This window comes from Paenibacillus sp. FSL H8-0122, assembly GCF_038005345.1.
GTDB lineage: Bacteria > Bacillota > Bacilli > Paenibacillales > Paenibacillaceae > Paenibacillus_AQ.
Genome location: NZ_JBBOTB010000001.1, coordinates 3,265,727 through 3,284,273, shown reverse-complemented (window position 1 = coordinate 3,284,273; position 18,547 = coordinate 3,265,727). Strand labels below are relative to the sequence as shown.

At 53.2% G+C, this 18,547-nt stretch carries 14 protein-coding genes; 12 read left to right on the top strand and 2 right to left on the bottom strand.

From position 1 onward, the window contains the following. The first annotated feature begins 4 nt into the window (after positions 1–4). The 4 genes from NSS64_RS14385 to NSS64_RS14370 all read left to right on the top strand — a co-directional run bounded on the left by NSS64_RS14385 (position 5) and on the right by NSS64_RS14370 (position 4,248). Entirely contained in the window at positions 5–1,480 is a 1,476-nt protein-coding gene (locus tag NSS64_RS14385; RefSeq protein WP_341140545.1) for a 6-phospho-beta-glucosidase, read from the top strand. A 102-nt stretch (positions 1,481–1,582) separates the two neighbouring features. After that, on the top strand, positions 1,583–1,906 hold the full coding sequence (locus NSS64_RS14380; RefSeq protein ID WP_076077639.1) for a hypothetical protein: 324 nt from the start codon (positions 1,583–1,585) through the stop codon (positions 1,904–1,906). A 240-nt stretch (positions 1,907–2,146) separates the two neighbouring features. Continuing rightward, positions 2,147–2,446, top strand: a complete 300-nt coding sequence (locus NSS64_RS14375) for a heme biosynthesis protein HemY (RefSeq protein ID WP_036729071.1) — start codon at positions 2,147–2,149, stop codon at positions 2,444–2,446. Between the two features lie 212 nt (positions 2,447–2,658). Next, positions 2,659–4,248 (top strand): ABC transporter substrate-binding protein, encoded by a 1,590-nt coding sequence (locus NSS64_RS14370; protein ID WP_341140544.1) that lies wholly within the window; start codon positions 2,659–2,661, stop codon positions 4,246–4,248. A 109-nt stretch (positions 4,249–4,357) separates the two neighbouring features. Here NSS64_RS14370 and NSS64_RS14365 read toward each other — a convergent pair whose 3' ends face one another. Continuing rightward, complete coding sequence (locus NSS64_RS14365; protein WP_340941163.1) at positions 4,358–5,710, bottom strand: FAD-binding oxidoreductase; 1,353 nt, start codon at positions 5,708–5,710, stop codon at positions 4,358–4,360. Between the two features lie 184 nt (positions 5,711–5,894). Between NSS64_RS14365 and NSS64_RS14360 the strand changes: the two genes are divergently transcribed. Together NSS64_RS14360 and NSS64_RS14355 are read left to right on the top strand one after the other, a co-directional pair. Then, entirely contained in the window at positions 5,895–7,901 is a 2,007-nt protein-coding gene (locus tag NSS64_RS14360) for an AraC family transcriptional regulator (protein ID WP_341140543.1), read from the top strand. A gap of 196 nt (positions 7,902–8,097) precedes the next feature. Continuing rightward, a complete protein-coding gene (locus NSS64_RS14355; protein WP_341140542.1) occupies positions 8,098–9,081 on the top strand; it encodes a diaminopimelate dehydrogenase in 984 nt (327 codons plus the stop codon). A 754-nt stretch (positions 9,082–9,835) separates the two neighbouring features. Here NSS64_RS14355 and gdhA read toward each other — a convergent pair. Beyond that, positions 9,836–11,212, bottom strand: coding sequence for an NADP-specific glutamate dehydrogenase (gdhA, locus tag NSS64_RS14350; protein WP_340995603.1), 1,377 nt, complete (start codon positions 11,210–11,212; stop codon positions 9,836–9,838). 275 nt (positions 11,213–11,487) lie between these two features. Here gdhA and NSS64_RS14345 point away from each other — a divergent pair, with 275 nt between their 5' ends. The 6 genes from NSS64_RS14345 to NSS64_RS14320 all read left to right on the top strand — a co-directional run bounded on the left by NSS64_RS14345 (position 11,488) and on the right by NSS64_RS14320 (position 18,546). Then, positions 11,488–12,150: a DUF2625 family protein gene (locus tag NSS64_RS14345; protein WP_341140541.1), complete on the top strand. Its 663-nt coding sequence runs from the start codon at positions 11,488–11,490 to the stop codon at positions 12,148–12,150. Then, positions 12,147–12,995 (top strand): metallophosphoesterase family protein, encoded by an 849-nt coding sequence (locus tag NSS64_RS14340; protein WP_341140540.1) that lies wholly within the window; start codon positions 12,147–12,149, stop codon positions 12,993–12,995. Before NSS64_RS14345 ends, NSS64_RS14340 begins: the two co-directional genes overlap by 4 nt. A 201-nt stretch (positions 12,996–13,196) precedes the next feature. Next, complete coding sequence (locus tag NSS64_RS14335; protein WP_340941157.1) at positions 13,197–13,805, top strand: hypothetical protein; 609 nt, start codon at positions 13,197–13,199, stop codon at positions 13,803–13,805. A gap of 66 nt (positions 13,806–13,871) precedes the next feature. Then, a complete protein-coding gene (locus NSS64_RS14330; RefSeq protein ID WP_341140539.1) occupies positions 13,872–16,736 on the top strand; it encodes a Na+/H+ antiporter subunit A in 2,865 nt (954 codons plus the stop codon). Next, a complete protein-coding gene (locus tag NSS64_RS14325) occupies positions 16,736–17,071 on the top strand; it encodes a Na(+)/H(+) antiporter subunit C (protein WP_341140538.1) in 336 nt (111 codons plus the stop codon). Before NSS64_RS14330 ends, NSS64_RS14325 begins: the two co-directional genes overlap by 1 nt. Next, positions 17,068–18,546 carry a Na+/H+ antiporter subunit D gene (locus NSS64_RS14320; RefSeq protein ID WP_341140537.1) on the top strand — a complete coding sequence of 493 codons (1,479 nt, stop codon included), beginning with the start codon at positions 17,068–17,070 and terminating at the stop codon, positions 18,544–18,546. The genes NSS64_RS14325 and NSS64_RS14320 overlap by 4 nt, the downstream gene beginning before the upstream one ends. The last annotated feature ends 1 nt before the right edge of the window (position 18,547 follow it).

Genomic DNA, 18,547 nt, shown 5'->3' with positions numbered 1-18,547 from the left:
GAATATGAATAACAACGTGAATGTAAGTGTGAACAACAGAAGTTTTCCGGCAAATTTCCTGTGGGGCGGGGCAACGGCTGCGAATCAGCTCGAAGGCGGGTTCGATGCGGGAGGCAAGGGGTTAAGCACAGCAGATGTCATGACCGCGGGAACGCATACGGTCTCCCGGAGAATTACTCCGGTGCTGGAAGCCGGGGCTAATTATCCGAGTCATGAAGCGGTTGATTTCTATCACCGGTACGAAGAGGATATCGCGCTGTTCGCCGAGATGGGCTTCAAGGTGTTCCGCATGTCCATCGCCTGGTCGCGGATCTTCCCGAACGGGGATGATGCCGTGCCGAACGAAGAAGGGCTGAAGTTCTATGATCGGGTCTTTGCCGAACTCCATAAGCACGGGATCGAACCGCTGGTGACGATCTCCCATTATGAAGCACCTTACCATCTGGCTGAAGCCTATAACGGATGGGCGGACCGCAGAACGATCGATTTCTACGTCCGCTACTGTGAGGTGATCTTTAACCGCTACAAGCACAGCGTGAAGTACTGGCTGACCTTCAATGAGATCAACATTCTTACCATGCCCTTCGGGACATTCATGGCCGGGGCGATGAAGCCGGAGGGAAATGCCGAGCTGACGGCATCCGCGCAAACTGACAATGAGCAGCTAAGATATCAGGCGCTTCATCACCAGTTCATCGCCAGTGCCAGAGCCGTGAAGCTGGGACATGAGATTCATAAGGATTTTCAGATCGGCTGTATGATTGCCTACATGTGCTCTTACCCGCTGACCTGTAATCCCGAGGATGTGCTGCTGGCCCAGCAAAAGGATAATCTGAGTAATTTCCTCTGCTCCGATGTTCAGGTGAGAGGTGCTTATCCGGGCTTCGCGCTGCGATACTTCCGGGAGAAGCAGATTGAGCTGCAGATGGAGGCAGGTGACGGGCAGATTCTTAAGGAAGGCTGTGTGGACTTCTACACCTTCAGCTACTATTCGTCCACCTGCGTAAGTGCAGCCCCGGATCAGGAGTCGATTGGCGGCAATATGTCGCTGGGTCTGAAGAACCCGTATCTGCAGGCAAGTGCCTGGGAATGGCAGATTGACCCGCAAGGCCTGCGATGGTCCTTGAATCATATCTACAACCGTTACGGACTGCCGATGATGGTGGTGGAGAACGGGCTTGGCGCAGTAGATACCGTAGAAGCAGACGGTTCAATCAAGGATAATTACCGGATCGAATACTTGAGGGAGCATGTCCGGGCGATGGGGGAGGCGCTGGCTGACGGCGTGGATTTGATCGGATACACCTCTTGGGGCTGCATCGATCTGGTCAGTGCAGGCACAGGAGAGATGAAGAAGCGCTACGGCTTCATCTATGTGGATAAGGATAACGAAGGCAAGGGTACTCTGGACCGGTCCCGCAAAGACAGCTTTTTCTGGTATCAAAGGGTAATCGCCAGTAACGGAGCTGAGCTGGAGTAATCCGCGTCTGCCGTCAGCTCACTTTTACAAATATCTGTCTGCTGTTTCAGTCCGTCATCCCTACGGTATATGATTATTAATAAACATTAAAGGGGATTTCCTATGATCATAAAAGGGATCGAGAACATGGACGGCGGCAATATAATGAGCCAGATTCAGCAAGGCGGCAAATTCGTGATCTACACCTATTGCTTCTCTGTGGTCCTGATGACGTTCAGACGTAGCTCGGGCATCTATTTCATCAAGGCAGGCGAGGGCTCCGTCAAAAAAGGATTGAAGTACACCCTGCTGACCTTCTTTGTGGGCTGGTGGGGGATTCCCTGGGGACCGATCTATTCCATCGGTGCGTTCATCACCAACTTCAAGGGCGGCAAGGACGTCACGAATGAAGTGTTAGCCGCCCTGTCGAATCAGAACGCTTCATAATAAAAGTACACATAGGAGAAGCTGTCCCGCAAGCCGTGAAATATGGCTGGTTGGGACAGCTTTTTATTTCCCGCTGAAACGGTAGTGTCCTTTAAAAGGACGGTAAAGCCGTTTCCGCTTGGCTGAAGTGGTGATCTGTAGCTTACTCACTGGAATAACCACTTAATTATTGATAGCACCTTATAATATGTTATAATGAATTTCTGATTTCATACTAAGTAGAATAGAGGTCGCCAAAGGATGAAAGTAAAAATTAACCGCAATGCAGCTAAGGTTCTAAAAGATATGTTGAACAGCCCGGAAGCGGAAGGCAAGAAAATCCGCGTGGTCATCACCCAGAATCACGGAGATCACGGACACTATGATGTAGCGCTGGATACACCTACTGAGCACGATGAAGTGGTCGCTACAGATAAGGATATCGAGATTCTGCTGGATACGCGCGAACCGCTGCTAGACGGCGTCTGGATTCAGTATTTCTATGTGCCGCAGGAAGGCTTCTTCATCACCAATCCGTCTACCGGATTCCTGGAGAAATAAGCAGCAGTTAACTATGATCTGTGCTGCCTTAGGGGCGGCACTGTCTGAATCAGCCTCATCCGGCTGGTCAGACGGTGCCGTCTTTTTGTGCTGGGCTAAAAGTCGTTGCAAAAGTATGCATTATCGTTGAATGCCTATATTAGCGGAGCGCGGATTTTTTATTATACTGTTCTTGTAAGCGATTACACACATATAGCTGGGGGGAAATTCTAGTGAATAAGAAAAAAGCAATGACACTGATGTCCAGTATCCTGATGATCTCTCTGCTTAGCGCGTGCGGAGGCGGTAACGGCAATGCCGGAGGGAACGCAGCGGAGCCGAAGGCCTCAGCCGCAGCAACGGAAGCTACAGGAACGAATGCCCAGCCAGCCAAGGACGCCGGTGCAGTGGATACATCCCAGCCTGTAACCCTGAAGATGATCTTCGTAGGTCCGAAGCCGGTTGATTACGATCAGGTATTCGGGGAGATCAATAAGAAGCTCAAGGAGAAAATCAACGCCACACTGGAAGCCGAATTCCTGGACTGGTCCGACTGGGCGCAGAAATATCCGCTTAAGCTGGCGGCTAACGAGGACTTCGATCTGATCTATGCAGCCAACTGGGCAGGCTATAACGACCAGGCACTCAAGGGAGGGTTCCTGGAGCTGACGAACGAGCTGCTGGAGAAATATGCTCCGATGACCTGGAAGGCGATGCCTGAGGTAGCCTGGGGTCAGGCGAAGGTGAACGGCAAGCTGTATATGGTGCCTCAGAACCGCGGCGAAACCGTGGAGAAGCTGATTCTGTACCGCGAAGACCTGCGCAAAAAATATAATCTGCCGGAGATCAACAGCCCGGAGGCGTACGCCAACTATCTCAAGACTATATCCGGTAAAGAGAAGGGAGTTACTCCATTCGTACCGGAGACTGGCGACTGGAAGCTGCATAATCTGGACCGGATTCTGCTCAAGCAGCAGAACGAATGGAATCTGTTCGACCTCGATCTGCCGATGGGCTTCAAGCTGGATGATCCGGCCGGTAAAGTGTTCAACTTATATGAGACTCCTGAATTCAAGGAGCTTGTCTACTATTATAAAGATCTGGCCGAGAATAACGCCTGGTCGAAGAGCGCACTGAACAGCAAGCTGGATCATCAGCAGGAATTCAAGGCCGGCAAGGCAGCCTCCATCACACACAATCTGGGTACGCTTGGCGCCTTGATGACCGATATGCGGGAGAAGAACTCTCCGTATGAGCTGGCTCTAGCCGATATCAATCCGGATAAGAAAAAATCGGTGGCTGTCTCTACGCAGAACGGCGTAGCGATTCACTCCACCTCCAAGCAGCCGGAACGTGCGCTGATGATGATCGATCTGCTCCAGAACGACAAAGAGCTGCATGACTTGATGATGAACGGCATCACGGCTGTACACTATAATCCGGTCGGCGAAGATAAATTCACGAACGCCGAGAAGAATGCCAACTACACCGGCTTCTCGAACTGGGGCTTCAACTCCCCGCTGAACCGGGATAATGCCTCCTTCCCGGATGAAGCGAACGCCCTGACAGACAAATGGGAGAAGGAGGTCTATCACTATCCGCTGGAGACCTTCGTCTTCGACAACAGCAAGGTGAAGACAGAGGTGGCCAATGTCGGCAATGTGATGCTGCAATACGGCATTCCGCTGGAATACGGAACGGTGAAGGATGTAGACGCGGGTCTGGCCAAGCTCCAGCAGCAGGTTAAGGCCGCCGGTATCGATACCATCATCGCAGAGGTGCAGCGTCAGATTGATGAATTCCTGGCGAACTCAGGCCAATAAACCTGACAGCTCGGTTATAGGTTATACAAATAATATGACAGCGGTTCTCCCGTCTTGGGGAACCGCTGTTTCATGTTTTTTAGGCCCGTTCATCTTGCCGGGCCGTCATTCAGCTTGTGGTGCGGGCCGGCGGGATGCTCTGCGGGTTGTTGAACACATTGCCGGGATCATATTTCGCCTTGACTCTGCGTAATCTGGCATAGTTCGTTCCGTAATAGACCGGGCCGGAAGGCTTGATGCCCTGGTCAGGCACGTTGATGTAGCTTCCTACGATGAACGGCTGCAGCTTGCGGCGGGTGTTGCGGACGTAGAATATATTTTTGGCGGCGTCCGATTTCTTGACCCAGGAGCTGTTCCACTCCACATAGAATTTGGCCTTGCGCCAGTAGAAGGCGGTAGATTTAGGAGATTTACGGCTTACCGCCCCACCCCAATTGAGGAAAAAGAACCCGGCGTCCTTCCCCTCCACCTTCTCCAGGAACTCACGCATCGGCTTGAATGCCTGATCCGGGAACGGTTTCCTGCCGAAGCCGCTGGAGAACTGGTTACTGACCCGCTGGGTCTGCACCGGATCGGGAGCGAGCATGAAGCTGACCACCTGCGGATAAGGCAGGGAACGGATCGTTTGGACCGTGGGCGTTCCTACACTTGTAATGGGCTTCAAGAGGCGGACAGCCTCAGCCTTAGATCCGAGGAACAGTCCCAGCATGCTGACATTTCCACCCTTTTTGGGACCGATAGATAATTCGCTGCCCAGTCTCGTATTCACTGCGGGAGCCCAGCGCTGCCAGGTCTTAAGGACCTTCTCGAACTGGCCCCAGGGCCAGGTGATGCGGAATACCGTTGCTGTGGCAGGAGCCGGGCGTACTTTGAATTTGTAACGGGTGTACACGCCGAAGTTGCCTCCGCCGCCGCCACGGGAAGCCCAGAGCAAATCGGCATTCCTTTTCTTATTTGCAATAATGATTCTGCCCTTGGCATCGACCATTTCAAGCTCCACCAGATTATCGCTGACCAGCCCCAGAGTACGCTGAAGCGGGCCGATGCCGCCGCCTAGTGTAATGCCCCCGATTCCAACGGTAGGACTGTCCCCATAAGGTGACATATACCCTTTCCGGGCCAACGTATGGGCGATTCTCCCGACCGTATTTCCGGCTCCGACGACGGCTGTCCCGGTTGTGCGGCTTAGCTTAATGCTGTTCATTTCACTGACATCAATGACGATGCCGCCGTTCACCTGGGACAGATTGACCTCCAACGCATGTCTGCCGCCTCTGGGACGGATGGGAATCCCACGTTCGTTGGCCCATTTGATAGCATTCACTACATCCTGAGTCTTCTTGGCGAACACGAATACTTTGGGGAATCGGTCGGTATGCGGGTCCCAATTTTTGCGCGCGGCCTCATAACCCGGATCACCTTTGTAGATGACGCGTCCGGTAAGCTTCGTTGCTGAGTTCACTGGTTTCCAGCTCCTTTTGAGCTAATATTGGCATGCATAGATATGACTTTGACTAGGTTAATGTATGCAGGGCATTAGACTATGGCGTGGGCTATAATGCGGGCTATTAATGAGAATGGTTATCAATTATAATGTGATTAACCGTCAAAGGATACAGCGGAATAAAGATAAACGGGGAATAGTGATGAAGCTGAACGAACATATACAGTGGTGGAACCATGCATCGGTCAGGATTATGGATATCCGCAGAGGGAGGCTTCCGGCAGGCTCGGCGCTTCCATATTACCAGCTGCCTTCGAGTGCGTTCCTGTATGCTGCGCAGGGACAGGCGCAAGTGCAGCTGGATGAGCTACAGACTACCTTGAGACGTAATCAGCTTGTGCATGGCGGGCGGGGGGCTATTCTTGCGGTGCGTGCAGATGAAGCCTTCGAATACTTCCTGGTGCTGTACAAGGCAGTGCTGATGCTGCCCCAGTCCAACAGAGTGATAAGTCTGCTGGAGCAGGAGAATCCGGCCAGGCTTCAATACAGCTTCAGTCCCGCTTACACGCATCCCTTGCTGGACCGGCTTGAGCGGATGTACATAGAGTGGTTAACCGCAGATCCTCTGCAGCATCTCTATGTGAGATCGCTGTTTCTTCAATTTGTCCATGAAGTGCTGGTTCAGATGAAGCAGCAGGGGCTTGTTCCGGTTCAGCCGGACCTGCTGGCTCAAGCACTGCGGTACATGCGTGAGCATTACAGGGAGCCGATCACGCTGGACACTCTGGCTGAACAGTTTGATTGCAGCGTAAGCTATCTGAGCAAGCTGTTCAAGAGCCGGATGCAGGCAGGGCCCATCCGTGTACTGACACAGATCCGCATGGAGAGAGCTGCGCATGATCTGCTGTATAGCGGATATACCGTGCAGGAGATCGCGGAACGGACAGGCTATCCCGATGCCCATACCTTCAGCCGGAATTTCAAGAAGCAGTATGGCTGCCCGCCGGTACAATTCAGAATGAACATGGACGCGGAGCTGCTTGTACAAGGATCGCCTGTCGTTCATCCGATTACTGCCCTTGTAGCTCATAATTCCAAGTGCTATAGTATCCAAAGTAGTGAGAACTATTATCATTTACAGCGAAAAGGGGGATTACCAGTGATGCGGGGAACGAAGACGGCATCTATGGCTACAGCGGTTCTATTATTGTGTGTAACCTTGCTGCTAAGCGCATGTTCGGGGTCTGGTGCAGGAACATCGGCGAATAACGGTGCGGCAGGTAACAAGGTGCCATCATCCTTGAGTACGGCCATTCCTGGGGGCGAAACGGCGGCTCCGGGCTCCAATACAGGCAATACGGCTGCAGCAACGAAAGTTTATACTGACGGCAAGGGGGAGGTTACCATTCCGGTAAATCCGCAGCGGATTATTGATCTGACAGGCAGCGCCATCGGCAATCTGCTGGTGCTCGGTGTGAAGCCGGTCGCAGCTTCGGATGACTCCTTGAAGAATCCGTTCCATGCGGGTCAACTGGATGATATTGTTAATATTGGAGCGGAACCGAATGCTGAGGCTATTCTGAAGCTGGACCCGGATCTGATTCTGACTTTTGACTATATCGAAGAAGCCCAGTATGAGCAGCTTGTCCAGATCGCTCCGGTGGTCCGGCTGAAATACGGCGGGGGCACTCCGCAGGATCTGCTTCTGGAATTCGGCAAGATTACCGGCAAAGAGGCGGAGGCACAGCAGTGGATTGACGGGTGGAACGATAGAATTGCTGAAGTGAAGCCGAAGATTACTGAAGTTGTCGGTGACCAGACAGTATCGATTCTCCAGCCTTATGCGAAGGGCATCTATGCCTGGGGCAACAAGGGAGGAAGAGGCGGTGAGATTCTGTACGGGGACCTCGGGCTTAAGGCACCGGAGATTATCCGGACCACTTTGATTGACGGGGAAGGCTTCGGCGGGAACTTGTCGCTTGAGCTGCTGCCGGAGTATGCGGGAGACTATATTTTCACCAGCAACTGGGGCTGGGATGACGGGGATGTGAATGTTGTGTACGGCAGCAAGGTCTGGAAGTCACTCCCGGCTGTGAAGAATAATCGCGTCTATTTCATTGATGAGAAGGGCTCCTATTATAATGATCCGATCTCTCTGGAAGCACAGCTGAAATTCATTGTGGAGAGCTTTCTGGGAACGGGACAATAATCCGGGTGTTGCGTATGAACGCGTAAGTAAGCCGGAATGATAAGGGGATCAATAGGCTCTTTGGAGCATGTTGATCTTTTTTTCGGAGACAGAGCTGCTGTACAACTTAATATTTACATTTCGTGTAATGTATATATACTTAACTTTTGAAGGATTCATATCTCCGGGTTAACCGGCAAGGGAGGATATTACAGACATGACAGCAACCATTAGAGTAGGCATCGTCGGATACGGGAATTTGGGTAAAGGGGTACAGCAGGCTATTGAGCAGAACTCCGATATGGAGCTGGTAGCCATATTCACCCGCAGAGATCCGCAGCAGCTGGCAGACATCACAGGAACGCGCACCGAGCACATCTCAGCCGCCGAGCAGTACATAGGCAAGATTGATGTAATGATTCTGTGCGGCGGTTCCGCAACAGATCTGCCGGAGCAGACTCCGCAGCTGGCCCGGTTATTCAATACGGTGGACAGCTTTGACACTCATGCCAAAATCCCTGATTTCTTCGCTGCGGTGGACAAGTCTGCCCGCGAAGGCGGCAGCGTAAGTGTGATCTCCACCGGCTGGGACCCGGGCATGTTCTCCATGAACCGGCTGCTGATGCAGTCCATCCTGCCGGTAGGCGAGGATTATACGTTCTGGGGTACAGGAGTCAGCCAAGGGCATTCGGATGCGATTCGCCGGGTTCCTGGTGTGAAGGCAGGCGTGCAATATACCGTGCCGGTCCAGGAGGTTATTGACAGCATTCGCGGAGGCGAGACTCCGCAGCTGTCCACCCGCGAGAAGCACCGCCGGGAATGCTACGTAGTGGCTGAAGCAGGAGCTGACCGCGATGCCATTACCCGGACGATTGTGGAGATGCCGAACTATTTCGCCGATTACGACACAACGGTTCAATTCATTACGGACGAGGAGCTTGCTGCTGAGCATTCAGGGATGCCGCATGGCGGCTTCGTCATCCGCAGCGGAGTGACCGGAGGCGGAAGCAAGCAGATCGCCGAATTCGGGCTGAAGCTGGACAGCAACCCGGAATTCACCGCCAGCGTGCTGGCTGCCTATGCCCGTGCTGCTGTACGGCTGAAGCAGGAAGGCCAGACAGGAGCTAAGACTGTATTCGACATTCCGCTCGGCCACCTGTCCCCGAGATCGGCAGAGGAGCTACGGCGCGAGCTGCTGTAGGCTACAAGGAGAGGGATAAATCCCGTTGATGGGGCCGGAAGTTGGCTGGATGGCTGAAGGAGAGGGATAAATCCCGTTGATGAGGCCGAAAGTTGGCTAGAGGGCTGAATTAAAGGGATAAATCCCATTGATGGGGCCGAAAGTTGGCTGGAGGGCTGAATGAGAGGGATAAATCCCATTGGTGGGGCCGAAAGTTGGCTGGAGGGCTGAATTAAAGGGATTTATCCCATTGGTGGGGCCGGAAGTTGGCTGGATGGCTGAATTAAAAGGATTTATCCCGTTGATGAGGTCGAAAGTTGGCTGGATGGCTGAATTAGAGGGATAAATCCCATTGGTGAGGTCGAGTACGGCTGAGCGAGAGTAATGAGGAGCACAAGTGCACCTGAATTCACCGGAAGTCGGCTATATGAGCGAATGAAGAGCAATAGTGCACCTGAATTCACCGGAAGTCGGCTATATGAGCGAATGAAGAGCAATAGTGCACCTGAATTCACCGGAAGTCAGCTAAATGAGCGAATGAAGAGCAATAGTGCACCTGAATTCACCGGAAGTCAGCTAAATGAGCGAATGAGGAGCAATAGTGCTCCTGTTAGTACCTGAATCTGCTATTCGTACGCATACGTCCAACCGGATGCCCTCAGCATAACTACTAGCGAGCACAGGATCACCAACCAATTCCTCAACCTAAAAAAGAGGTGTCCCCAGCCAAATGGCTTAGGGACACCTCTTCTTGTATCATTTAAGTCTATAACAGTTACACAATACCCTGCGCCAGCATGGTATCGGCAACCTTCAGGAACCCGGCGATGTTGGCACCGGCAACCAGGTTACCGGCGACGCCGTAATCCTCTGCTGCCTGAACGGTTCTGCTGTAGATATTTTTCATAATGACTTGCAGCTTCTCGTCCACCTCTTCGAAGGTCCAGGACAGACGCATGCTGTTCTGGCTCATCTCCAGGCCCGAGACCGCTACACCGCCGGCATTGGCTGCCTTGGCTGGAGCAAACAGCACCTGGTTCTCCAGGAACAGCTCCACCGCTTGGAGAGTGGTCGGCATATTGGCGCCTTCGCCAATGGCCTTAACTCCGTTCAGAATTAGAGTCCGGGCGGATTCCAAATCCAGCTCGTTCTGCGTGGCACACGGCAGAGCGATGTCGCAAGGCAGGCTCCAGATTCCGCTACAGCCTTCAACATACTCGGCATGCGGGTGCTCCTTCACATATTCGCTGATGCGCAGGCGATCTGTTTCCTTCAGTCTTTTGACCGTATCCAGATTGATGCCCTGCGGATCATGAATGTAACCGTTCGAATCACTGCAGGCAATCACGTGGGCTCCCAGCTGCTGAGCCTTCTCGATAGCATAGATGGAGACATTCCCGGAACCGGAGATGACCACCTTGCTGTCCTTGAAGCTTGCTCCGCGTGATGACAGCATCTCTTGCACGAAGTATACACAGCCATAGCCGGTAGCTTCCTTGCGCGCCAGACTGCCGCCATAGAGCAGCCCTTTTCCGGTAAGAACACCGGCAGCATGCCCGCCGTGAATCCGTTTGTATTGGCCGAACATATAGCCAATCTCGCGCGCGCCTACACCGATATCCCCTGCGGGAACATCTGTATCCTGTCCAATGTGGCGGTACAATTCCGTCATGAAGCTCTGGGTGAAGCGCATAACCTCTTGATCCGATTTATCCTTGGGATCGAAGTCGCTGCCGCCCTTGCCGCCGCCCATGGGCAGGCCGGTCAGCGAGTTTTTGAAAATCTGCTCGAAGCCCAGGAACTTGATAATCCCGAGGTAGACCGAGGGATGGAAGCGCAGGCCGCCTTTGTATGGACCGATGGCACTGTTGAATTGAATGCGGAAGCCGCGGTTAACCTGCGTATTACCGGCATCGTCCACCCAAGGGACGCGGAAGGAGATGCTGCGCTCAGGCTCAACCAGGCGCTCGAGAATCCCGTGCTTCATATACTGGGGGTGGCGGGTCAGAACGGGGGTGATGCTCTCCAGGAATTCCTGGACAGCCTGGTGAAATTCTGGCTCATGCGGGTCGCGCTTCTGGACCTCTGCATAGATCCGCTGCACGTACTGCACAGCCTCATTTGATACTTCTGACGATAGTGTAGGAACGATGGACACTTTGGCAAGCACTCCCTGTCTGATTGTAATTCGGGCTATCCCGTATTTAATTAGAATTTAAAAGAATTCTATAAAACCTTACATCAATTTGCCAATCAATTATTTTTGGCATAGTCATTAAGAAATTCTATGAACCTTACATACTATGCCAGCTATATGCGGCAGAATGTTAATAAACCTCTGGTCAATTCAAGATTGCAGGTCCCCCTGAATAGGGTATATATAAATATTGGAAACAGTATAAAGCATTGAGAGAGAGGCGTAAGCATATGCACTTATTATCTGTAGCAGAATTAGTAGATGTGGAGAACCACGCCTGGGAAGAGATCAGGGAGCTGCTGAGTCAGGGATCGCGCACCTACCGGCTGGAGGCGGCAGAAGCGGAACAGGCGGTACAGACGCTGGTCCGCTTGCAGGTCAGCACGAAATCCTATCTGGGAGCGATAGCCTACGAGACAGGAGGAATTGTGTTCGAGCATGGCTGGATTACGCTGCTTGGCGCGGGAGCCGAAGGCATCTTCGGAAGCCTGACCTCATGGAATGGCCTGTCTACAGCGGACAATATTCCTCCCCTGCCGGGAATGCTGATTGTGGCCTACGATGCGGCAGGCGGCTTCTTCGGCCTTGATACGGGGCGGTTCGGGCAGACAGGTCATATCTATTATTATGCCCCGGATGTCCTGAAGTGGGTGACAACGGAGCTGACCTATTCAGGCTTCATCGGCTGGCTGGCAGAAGGGGACTTGGATCTATTCTACGAAACCTTCCGCTGGGAGGGCTGGGAAGAGGAGGTCCAGCAGCTTGAGCCGGGCCAGGTCATGGGCTATTACCCGCCGCTGTGGACGAAGGAAGGCAGCGGCCGGCTTAGCAGCAAAGAGCCAGTATCTATTCTGGAGGCCTGGCATTCAGCGGGAAGTGAGGGCACGGAATGAAGAAGAGTAAGGCGGGCAGAGAAAGGCTTAAGGTCGTCACGATTGCCGAAGAACCGCTGGAATGGATACCATATGTCACTGCAGCACGTGGAAGCCAGGATATTGTATATGAACTGCTACCAATATACCGGGGGGAGATTCTGGGGTTACCGAAGGAGGTGGAGGCGCTGATTATAGCCTCTGACCTTCAGGGAATGGCTCTTCATGACAACGGCGAATACGGCGGCTCTCTGGTGGGTGAGAAGCTTCCGGAGACGCTGGAGCATCTGCTTCAGCTCCATCTGCCGGACGTCAATCAGGATAAGGTGCTGGTATGTTTATGCGGGGATTTATACGGGGATACTTCCGTAAGAGGTTCGAGCGGCGACCCGCTCCCGGTATGGAGAGCCTTCCGCAGCAGGTTCCAGGCGGTGCTGGGCGTGAACGGCAACCATGATGACCTGTCCCCTGAAGGAGAAGCAGAGCTTGCATCTACAGGGGGAATTCACCTGTTCTCTAAGCCGTCAGTCCTGTTGCACAAGGGATTGATGGTAGCGGGACTAGGAGGAGTTACGGGAAGAGGAGACCGGCCCAACCGCACCCCGGAACCTGAATATTTGGAGACGCTGGGACACCTGCTCCAGCGCGGGCCCCATATTCTGCTGCTGCATCAGGGGCCGGAGGTGCCCGCAGCAGGACTTCATGGACATTCAGCGACCCTCGCACAATTGGAAGCTGGACCGGAGCTTCTGGTCTGCTGCGGACATATTCATTGGCACCAGCCGCTAGCTGAGCTAGGGAACGGTACACAGGTGCTTAACACGGACGGAAGGGTGCTGATCTTCACCGCTGCCAGCCCGGACTGACATGAGCCGCCGCCGGGAACAAATGCTTCTATTTTGTCCAAGTCTTGTCCGTAAACTTTACAAACAGCATCGGAATAGATATAATTTAGGTATAACTTTCAGGGTTTGAAACAACAGAAAGGGGCCTAACGCCATTAGGCTCCTTTTGTATTTCCGGCCCATGTTAACAGGAGGGCGAAAGTCATTCACAAGGAAAAGATTATGGTATGTGTTCATTACGGCCCGCATGGCGAGCGTTTGATCCGGCGTGGAGTCCAGTTATCCGAGTTGATCGGGGCACCGCTGTATGTGCTCAATGTGGATAGTTCAGACAGTGATGAATATAATCAAAGCAAAGAAATGTATATGGCGGTCTGGAAGCGTCTGGCTGAAGAAGCCGGTGCTGAATTCATGGTGCGCAAGCGCCGCGGCCGCAAGACCACGGATGTGATCGTTGAAGCGGCAGAAGAACATGAAGTCACTCAGGTTATTATCGGGCAATCGGCCCAGACCTTATGGCAGGAGCTGACTAAACGCAACTTCGTCAATGAACTGATCAGCAAGATGAAGATGATGGATCTGCATGTAGTGGCAGTTCAGCGTATGCGCGCCGGTCTTGAAGAGACCCATGAAGAAGGGGTAACCGCTTATTTGGTGAAGAACGACGGAATGTATCAGCTCAGCGATGAGCCGGAAGGTTCAGACTTCATCAAAGGCAAATTCTTCCACGAATTACACACTGAATTTGAGAATGGCTTGTTCAAAATTGAGCAAGATGGTAAAGCAAGATATTTGCATATCTGTGAAGGCAACTTGGCAGATCCACTATAATTAGTCTTGTTGACAGGAAGTAAGTACCAGTGTTCACAACCTATATCACTGAAGGGAAAAGGAGGCTTGCCTTTGCTGCATATAACCGTTCTTGTTCCGTTTCTTATGGCCCTGCTGATAGCGCTTCTACGCGGGAGGGTACGCAAGCTCCACAGAGGATGGCTTGTACTGGCCGCACCGCTGATGTTATTTATCTACTTCTTTACCCGTATTCCGGTCATCAAGGGAGGGGATCTCGGATATGAGACATATCCATGGATTCCTTCCCTTGGGATTGATCTGGTCTTCCATCTCGATGGATTAAGCCTGCTGTTCGCCTTGTTAATCACGGGAATGGGCACCCTGGTCTTTATCTATTCCATCTTTTATCTGGACAAACGCAAGGAAGAGCTGACTCCATTCTATGTGTATCTGCTGCTGTTCATGGGAGCTATGCTGGGAGTCGTCCTATCCGATAACCTGATGGTGTTATACGGATTCTGGGAGCTTACGAGTGTCTCATCCTTCCTTCTGATTGCCTACTGGCACCGGAGACAGAAATCACGCTACGGCGCGCAAAAGTCGATGCTGATCACTGTCTTCGGCGGTCTGGCGATGTTCGCAGGCTTCCTGATGCTGTATGTGATGACAGGTACCTTCAGCATCCGCGAGATCTGGAGCCAGGTGGGCGACATCAGCGGACAAACGCTGTTCATCCCCGCAATGCTGCTTATTCTGCTGGGTGCCTTCACCAAATCGGCCCAGTTTCCGTTCCACATCTGGCTGCCTGATGCAATGGAAGCGCCGACTCCGGTCAGTGCGTATCTGCATTCAGCAACCATGGTCAAAGCCGGTTTATATCTGGTAGCACGGTTCAGTCCGGTGTTTGCGGGGCAACATGAGTGGTTTTGGATAGTGTCGGGCGTCGGCCTGATCACCTTGATCTATGGATCGATCCAGGCGATGAAGCAGACGGACCTGAAGGCTCTGTTAGCTTATTCTACAATCAGCCAGCTCGGTCTGATTATGGGATTACTCGGCATGGGATCGGCAGCTTCCTTTTATACAGGGGAACAGGCTGTATTCTATACCGCCGCAACAACGGCAGCACTCTTTCATTTAATTAATCATGCCATATTCAAAGGTTCGCTCTTCATGGTGGTCGGAATTGTCGACCATGAGACGAATACCCGTGATCTGCGCAAGCTGGGGGGGCTGGTGTCTCTGATGCCGGTAACCTTCACGTTAGCGCTGATCGGCAGCTTCTCAATGGCGGGCCTTCCGCCGTTTGCCGGATTCCTGAGCAAGGAAATGTTCTTCACGGCTGTGCTGAATATCAGACAGCTGGATATCTTCAGCCCCGGGGCCTTCTTTACAATATTCCCGGTGCTGGCGTGGATTGCAAGCATATTTACCTTTGCATACAGCATGATTATGGTCTTCCATACCTTCTTTGGCAAATATCAGCCGGAGAAGCTGGACAAAAAACCGCATGAAGCGCCCTTCGGCCTTCTGCTTCCGCCAGTAATTCTGGCACTGCTGGCCGTGATCACCGGCTTCTTCCCGAACATACTGTCGGGGACACTGATCGTGCCGGGGATGAATGCCATTCATCCGGAGCTTGCAGCCAGCTCGCCTTTTTACGTCAACATCTATTTCTGGCACGGGTTCACCGCCGAGGTCTGGATGACGCTGGGCGTGATCCTTCTCGGGATTATCGTATACCGCGTATATGGCCGGTTCAGCCTTGTGGATAAGGAATGGCGCAGCGGCCTCACGCTGACACAGGTATATGACGGGAGTATCCGGCTCGTGGAGGGACTGTCCCGTGCGGTGACAGGGCTATACATGACCGGTTCGATGCGTCATTATCTGATGTATATTTTCACCCTGATTATCGCCGTAGTAGGCGGTACTATGCTTTATTCGGAGGGCATTACGTTTGGCCAGGGGAGCTACGCTCCGGTCACCTTCTTTGAAGTTGTTGCCGTACTGGTCCTGCTGACCGGTGCGCTCGCTATACCATTCGCGAAGTCCAGAGTCTCGGCGATTCTGCTTACCGGAATGGTCGGTTACATGGTGACGCTATTGTTCATCCTGTTCCGCGCACCCGATCTGGCCCTCACCCAGATGATTGTTGAAGTGGTCTCGGTCACGCTGTTCCTGCTCTGCTTCCGGCATCTGCCGAAGCTGAAGCGGGAGAAGGTCAAGCTGCGGGTCAAGGTGCCGAGGCTGATCATCGCCTTAGGCTTCGGGATCACGATGACGCTGGTGGCGCTGGCCGCGCTAGGCAGCAGTCCGTTCGAGTCTATCTCAACCTACTATGTGGAGAATAGTTATAAGCTTGGCGGCGGCAAGAACATCGTCAATGTCCTGCTGGTGGATTTCCGCGGCTTCGATACCATGTTCGAAATTACGGTGCTGGGGCTGGCGTCGCTGGCCATCTACTCGATGATCAAGCTGCAGCTGGAGCAGGATCATACGCCTGTTCTGACCAGAAACAAACCGGAGGAGAGCACGCGCCGCTATACCCGCAGCAATGATGTGTTGCTGCAATCGGTGGCAAAAGTAGCCTTCGTGATCATCATCACTTTCTCCCTGTATCTGTTCTTCGCGGGTCATAATCAGCCGGGCGGCGGCTTTATCGGAGCCTTGATGGCTGCTGCGGCGCTGGTGCTGGTCGCGATTGCCTTCGGTACGGAGTTTGTGGAGAAGGTGCTGCCGGTCGATTACCGCAAGTTAATCGCAGTCGGGATTATGATCGCTTTTCTCACCGGAATCGGTTCCTTTGTCTTCGATGCTCCGTTCCTGACCCAGGCCTTCGGTTACTTTGAACTGCCGGTCATGGGCAAGACGGAGCTAACCACGGCGATGCTGTTCGATCTGGGAGTCTACCTCTCGGTGATTGGTGTCACGATGAATATTATCTTTACGATCGGGAGGGATAACTAATGGAGATCCTTATTGCCCTGGCGATCGGTGTCTTGTTTACCGTAGGTGTCTATCTGGTCCTGTCCAAAAGTCTGCTCCGCATCCTGCTCGGGACGACGCTGCTGACGCACGGCGTTCATCTGCTGCTGCTGACGATGGCAGGCCTGAAGACGGGCGCTTCACCTCTGCTTGGCGAGAAGGCGGACAGTTATGTCGATCCGCTGCCGCAGGCGCTTATCCTGACTTCCATTGTAATCAGCTTTGGGGTATCCGCGTTCTTCATCGTTCTGGCCTACCGGGCTTACCGCTCGGCGGGGACGGATGATGTGGAAGGAAGCAAGGGGGAGACACCATGAACAACCTGCTTGTACTGCCATTGCTGATCCCGGCCTTTACGGCGGTCATCCTGATTTTTCTCAAGGAACGAATTAAGCTGCAGCGTATCCTCAGTGCCATCAGTGTGCTGGTGAATATCGCAGTAGCGCTTATCATTATGTACCAGGTCCATACAGATGGGATTCAGACGCTGTATATGGGAGGATGGATTCCGCCTTACGGCATCGTCTTCGTAGCTGATATGTTCGCAGCGCTGCTCGTCTTGACGGCTGCGGTGGTAGGGGCAGCTTGCCTGTTCTTCTCCTTCGCCAGCATTGGAGAGGAGCGGGAGCGGTTCTACTACTATACATTCTTCCATTTCCTGCTCACCGGTGTGTTCGGCTCGTTCCTGACGGGTGACCTGTTCAACCTGTTTGTCTGCTTCGAGGTGCTGCTGGTTGCCTCCTACGCCATGATTGTTCTGGGTGGAACCCGGATACAGCTGCGTGAGACGCTCAAGTATATCCTTGTCAACGTAATTTCCTCCACCTTGTTCGTAGCGGCGATTGCTTATCTGTACGCGGCGACAGGCACGCTGAATATGGCTCATCTGGCCATCCGTGTGGGAGAGGCCGGGCAGGGCGGAGTCATGAATGTGATTGCTGTACTCCTGCTGCTGGTGTTCTCGCTCAAAGCAGGCCTGCTGCTATTCTTCTGGCTGCCGGATTCGTACAGTGCTCCTCCGCAGGCGGTAAGGGCATTGTTCGGCGCACTGCTTACCAAGGTGGGGCTGTATGCCATCACCAGAACGTTCTCGCTGATTTTTGTCCATGACATGGGCCTGACCCATTCGCTGATCGGCTGGATGGCAGGGGCCACTATGATTCTTGGAGCCATAGGGGCACTCGCCTATAATGATCTAAGCCGGATCTTCAATTATAATATTGTCATCAGTGTCGGCTTCATCGCCTTCGGTATCTCCGTGGCTACCCAGGATTCGCTGAGCGGGGTTGTATTCTATCTGATGCACGATATGGTTGCCAAGGCACTGCTGTTCTTCCTGGGCGGGCTGATTGTCGCAGCTTCGGGGACGGAGCAGCTGAGGCTGATGGGCGGTCTGATCCGCCGGTATCCGTGGACGGGCTGGATATTCTTCGTCCTGACGCTGGCGCTGGTCGGCGTTCCTCCGCTTAGCGGTTTTGCCGGGAAGGTCATGATGGTCCGCAGCGGCTTCGGGGAGCAGCATACCGCGCTTGCGCTTATCGCTCTGGCTTCCAGCTTCGTCGTCTTATATTCACTGATCAAAGTCTTCCAGCAGGTATTCTGGGGAGGCGAGAAGAGCGATGAAGAGATCCGTCCTCTGCGCTACAAAGCTATGATGGTACCGGCTGCCGCGCTGTTTGTGCTCGTCATCCTGATGGGTATCGGCGCCGAGTGGGTGAACGGCTATGTGGGGCAGGCAGGCGCAGTCCTCGCTGATCCGGCAGCGTACATTAATGCTGTCATGAAGGAGTAGA

What these genes read in the sequence shown, in the direction of transcription:
- NSS64_RS14375 (WP_036729071.1), top strand. Translation starts at nt 2,147, where the DNA reads ATGAAAGTAAAAATTAACCGCAATGCAGCTAAGGTTCTAAAAGATATG.
- NSS64_RS14320 (WP_341140537.1), top strand. Translation starts at nt 17,068, where the DNA reads ATGAACAACCTGCTTGTACTGCCATTGCTGATCCCGGCCTTTACGGCG.
- NSS64_RS14360 (WP_341140543.1), top strand. Translation starts at nt 5,895, where the DNA reads ATGAAGCTGAACGAACATATACAGTGGTGGAACCATGCATCGGTCAGG.
- NSS64_RS14345 (WP_341140541.1), top strand. Translation starts at nt 11,488, where the DNA reads ATGCACTTATTATCTGTAGCAGAATTAGTAGATGTGGAGAACCACGCC.
- NSS64_RS14355 (WP_341140542.1), top strand. Translation starts at nt 8,098, where the DNA reads ATGACAGCAACCATTAGAGTAGGCATCGTCGGATACGGGAATTTGGGT.
- NSS64_RS14385 (WP_341140545.1), top strand. Translation starts at nt 5, where the DNA reads ATGAATAACAACGTGAATGTAAGTGTGAACAACAGAAGTTTTCCGGCA.
- NSS64_RS14340 (WP_341140540.1), top strand. Translation starts at nt 12,147, where the DNA reads ATGAAGAAGAGTAAGGCGGGCAGAGAAAGGCTTAAGGTCGTCACGATT.
- NSS64_RS14325 (WP_341140538.1), top strand. Translation starts at nt 16,736, where the DNA reads ATGGAGATCCTTATTGCCCTGGCGATCGGTGTCTTGTTTACCGTAGGT.
- NSS64_RS14335 (WP_340941157.1), top strand. Translation starts at nt 13,197, where the DNA reads ATGGTATGTGTTCATTACGGCCCGCATGGCGAGCGTTTGATCCGGCGT.
- NSS64_RS14380 (WP_076077639.1), top strand. Translation starts at nt 1,583, where the DNA reads ATGATCATAAAAGGGATCGAGAACATGGACGGCGGCAATATAATGAGC.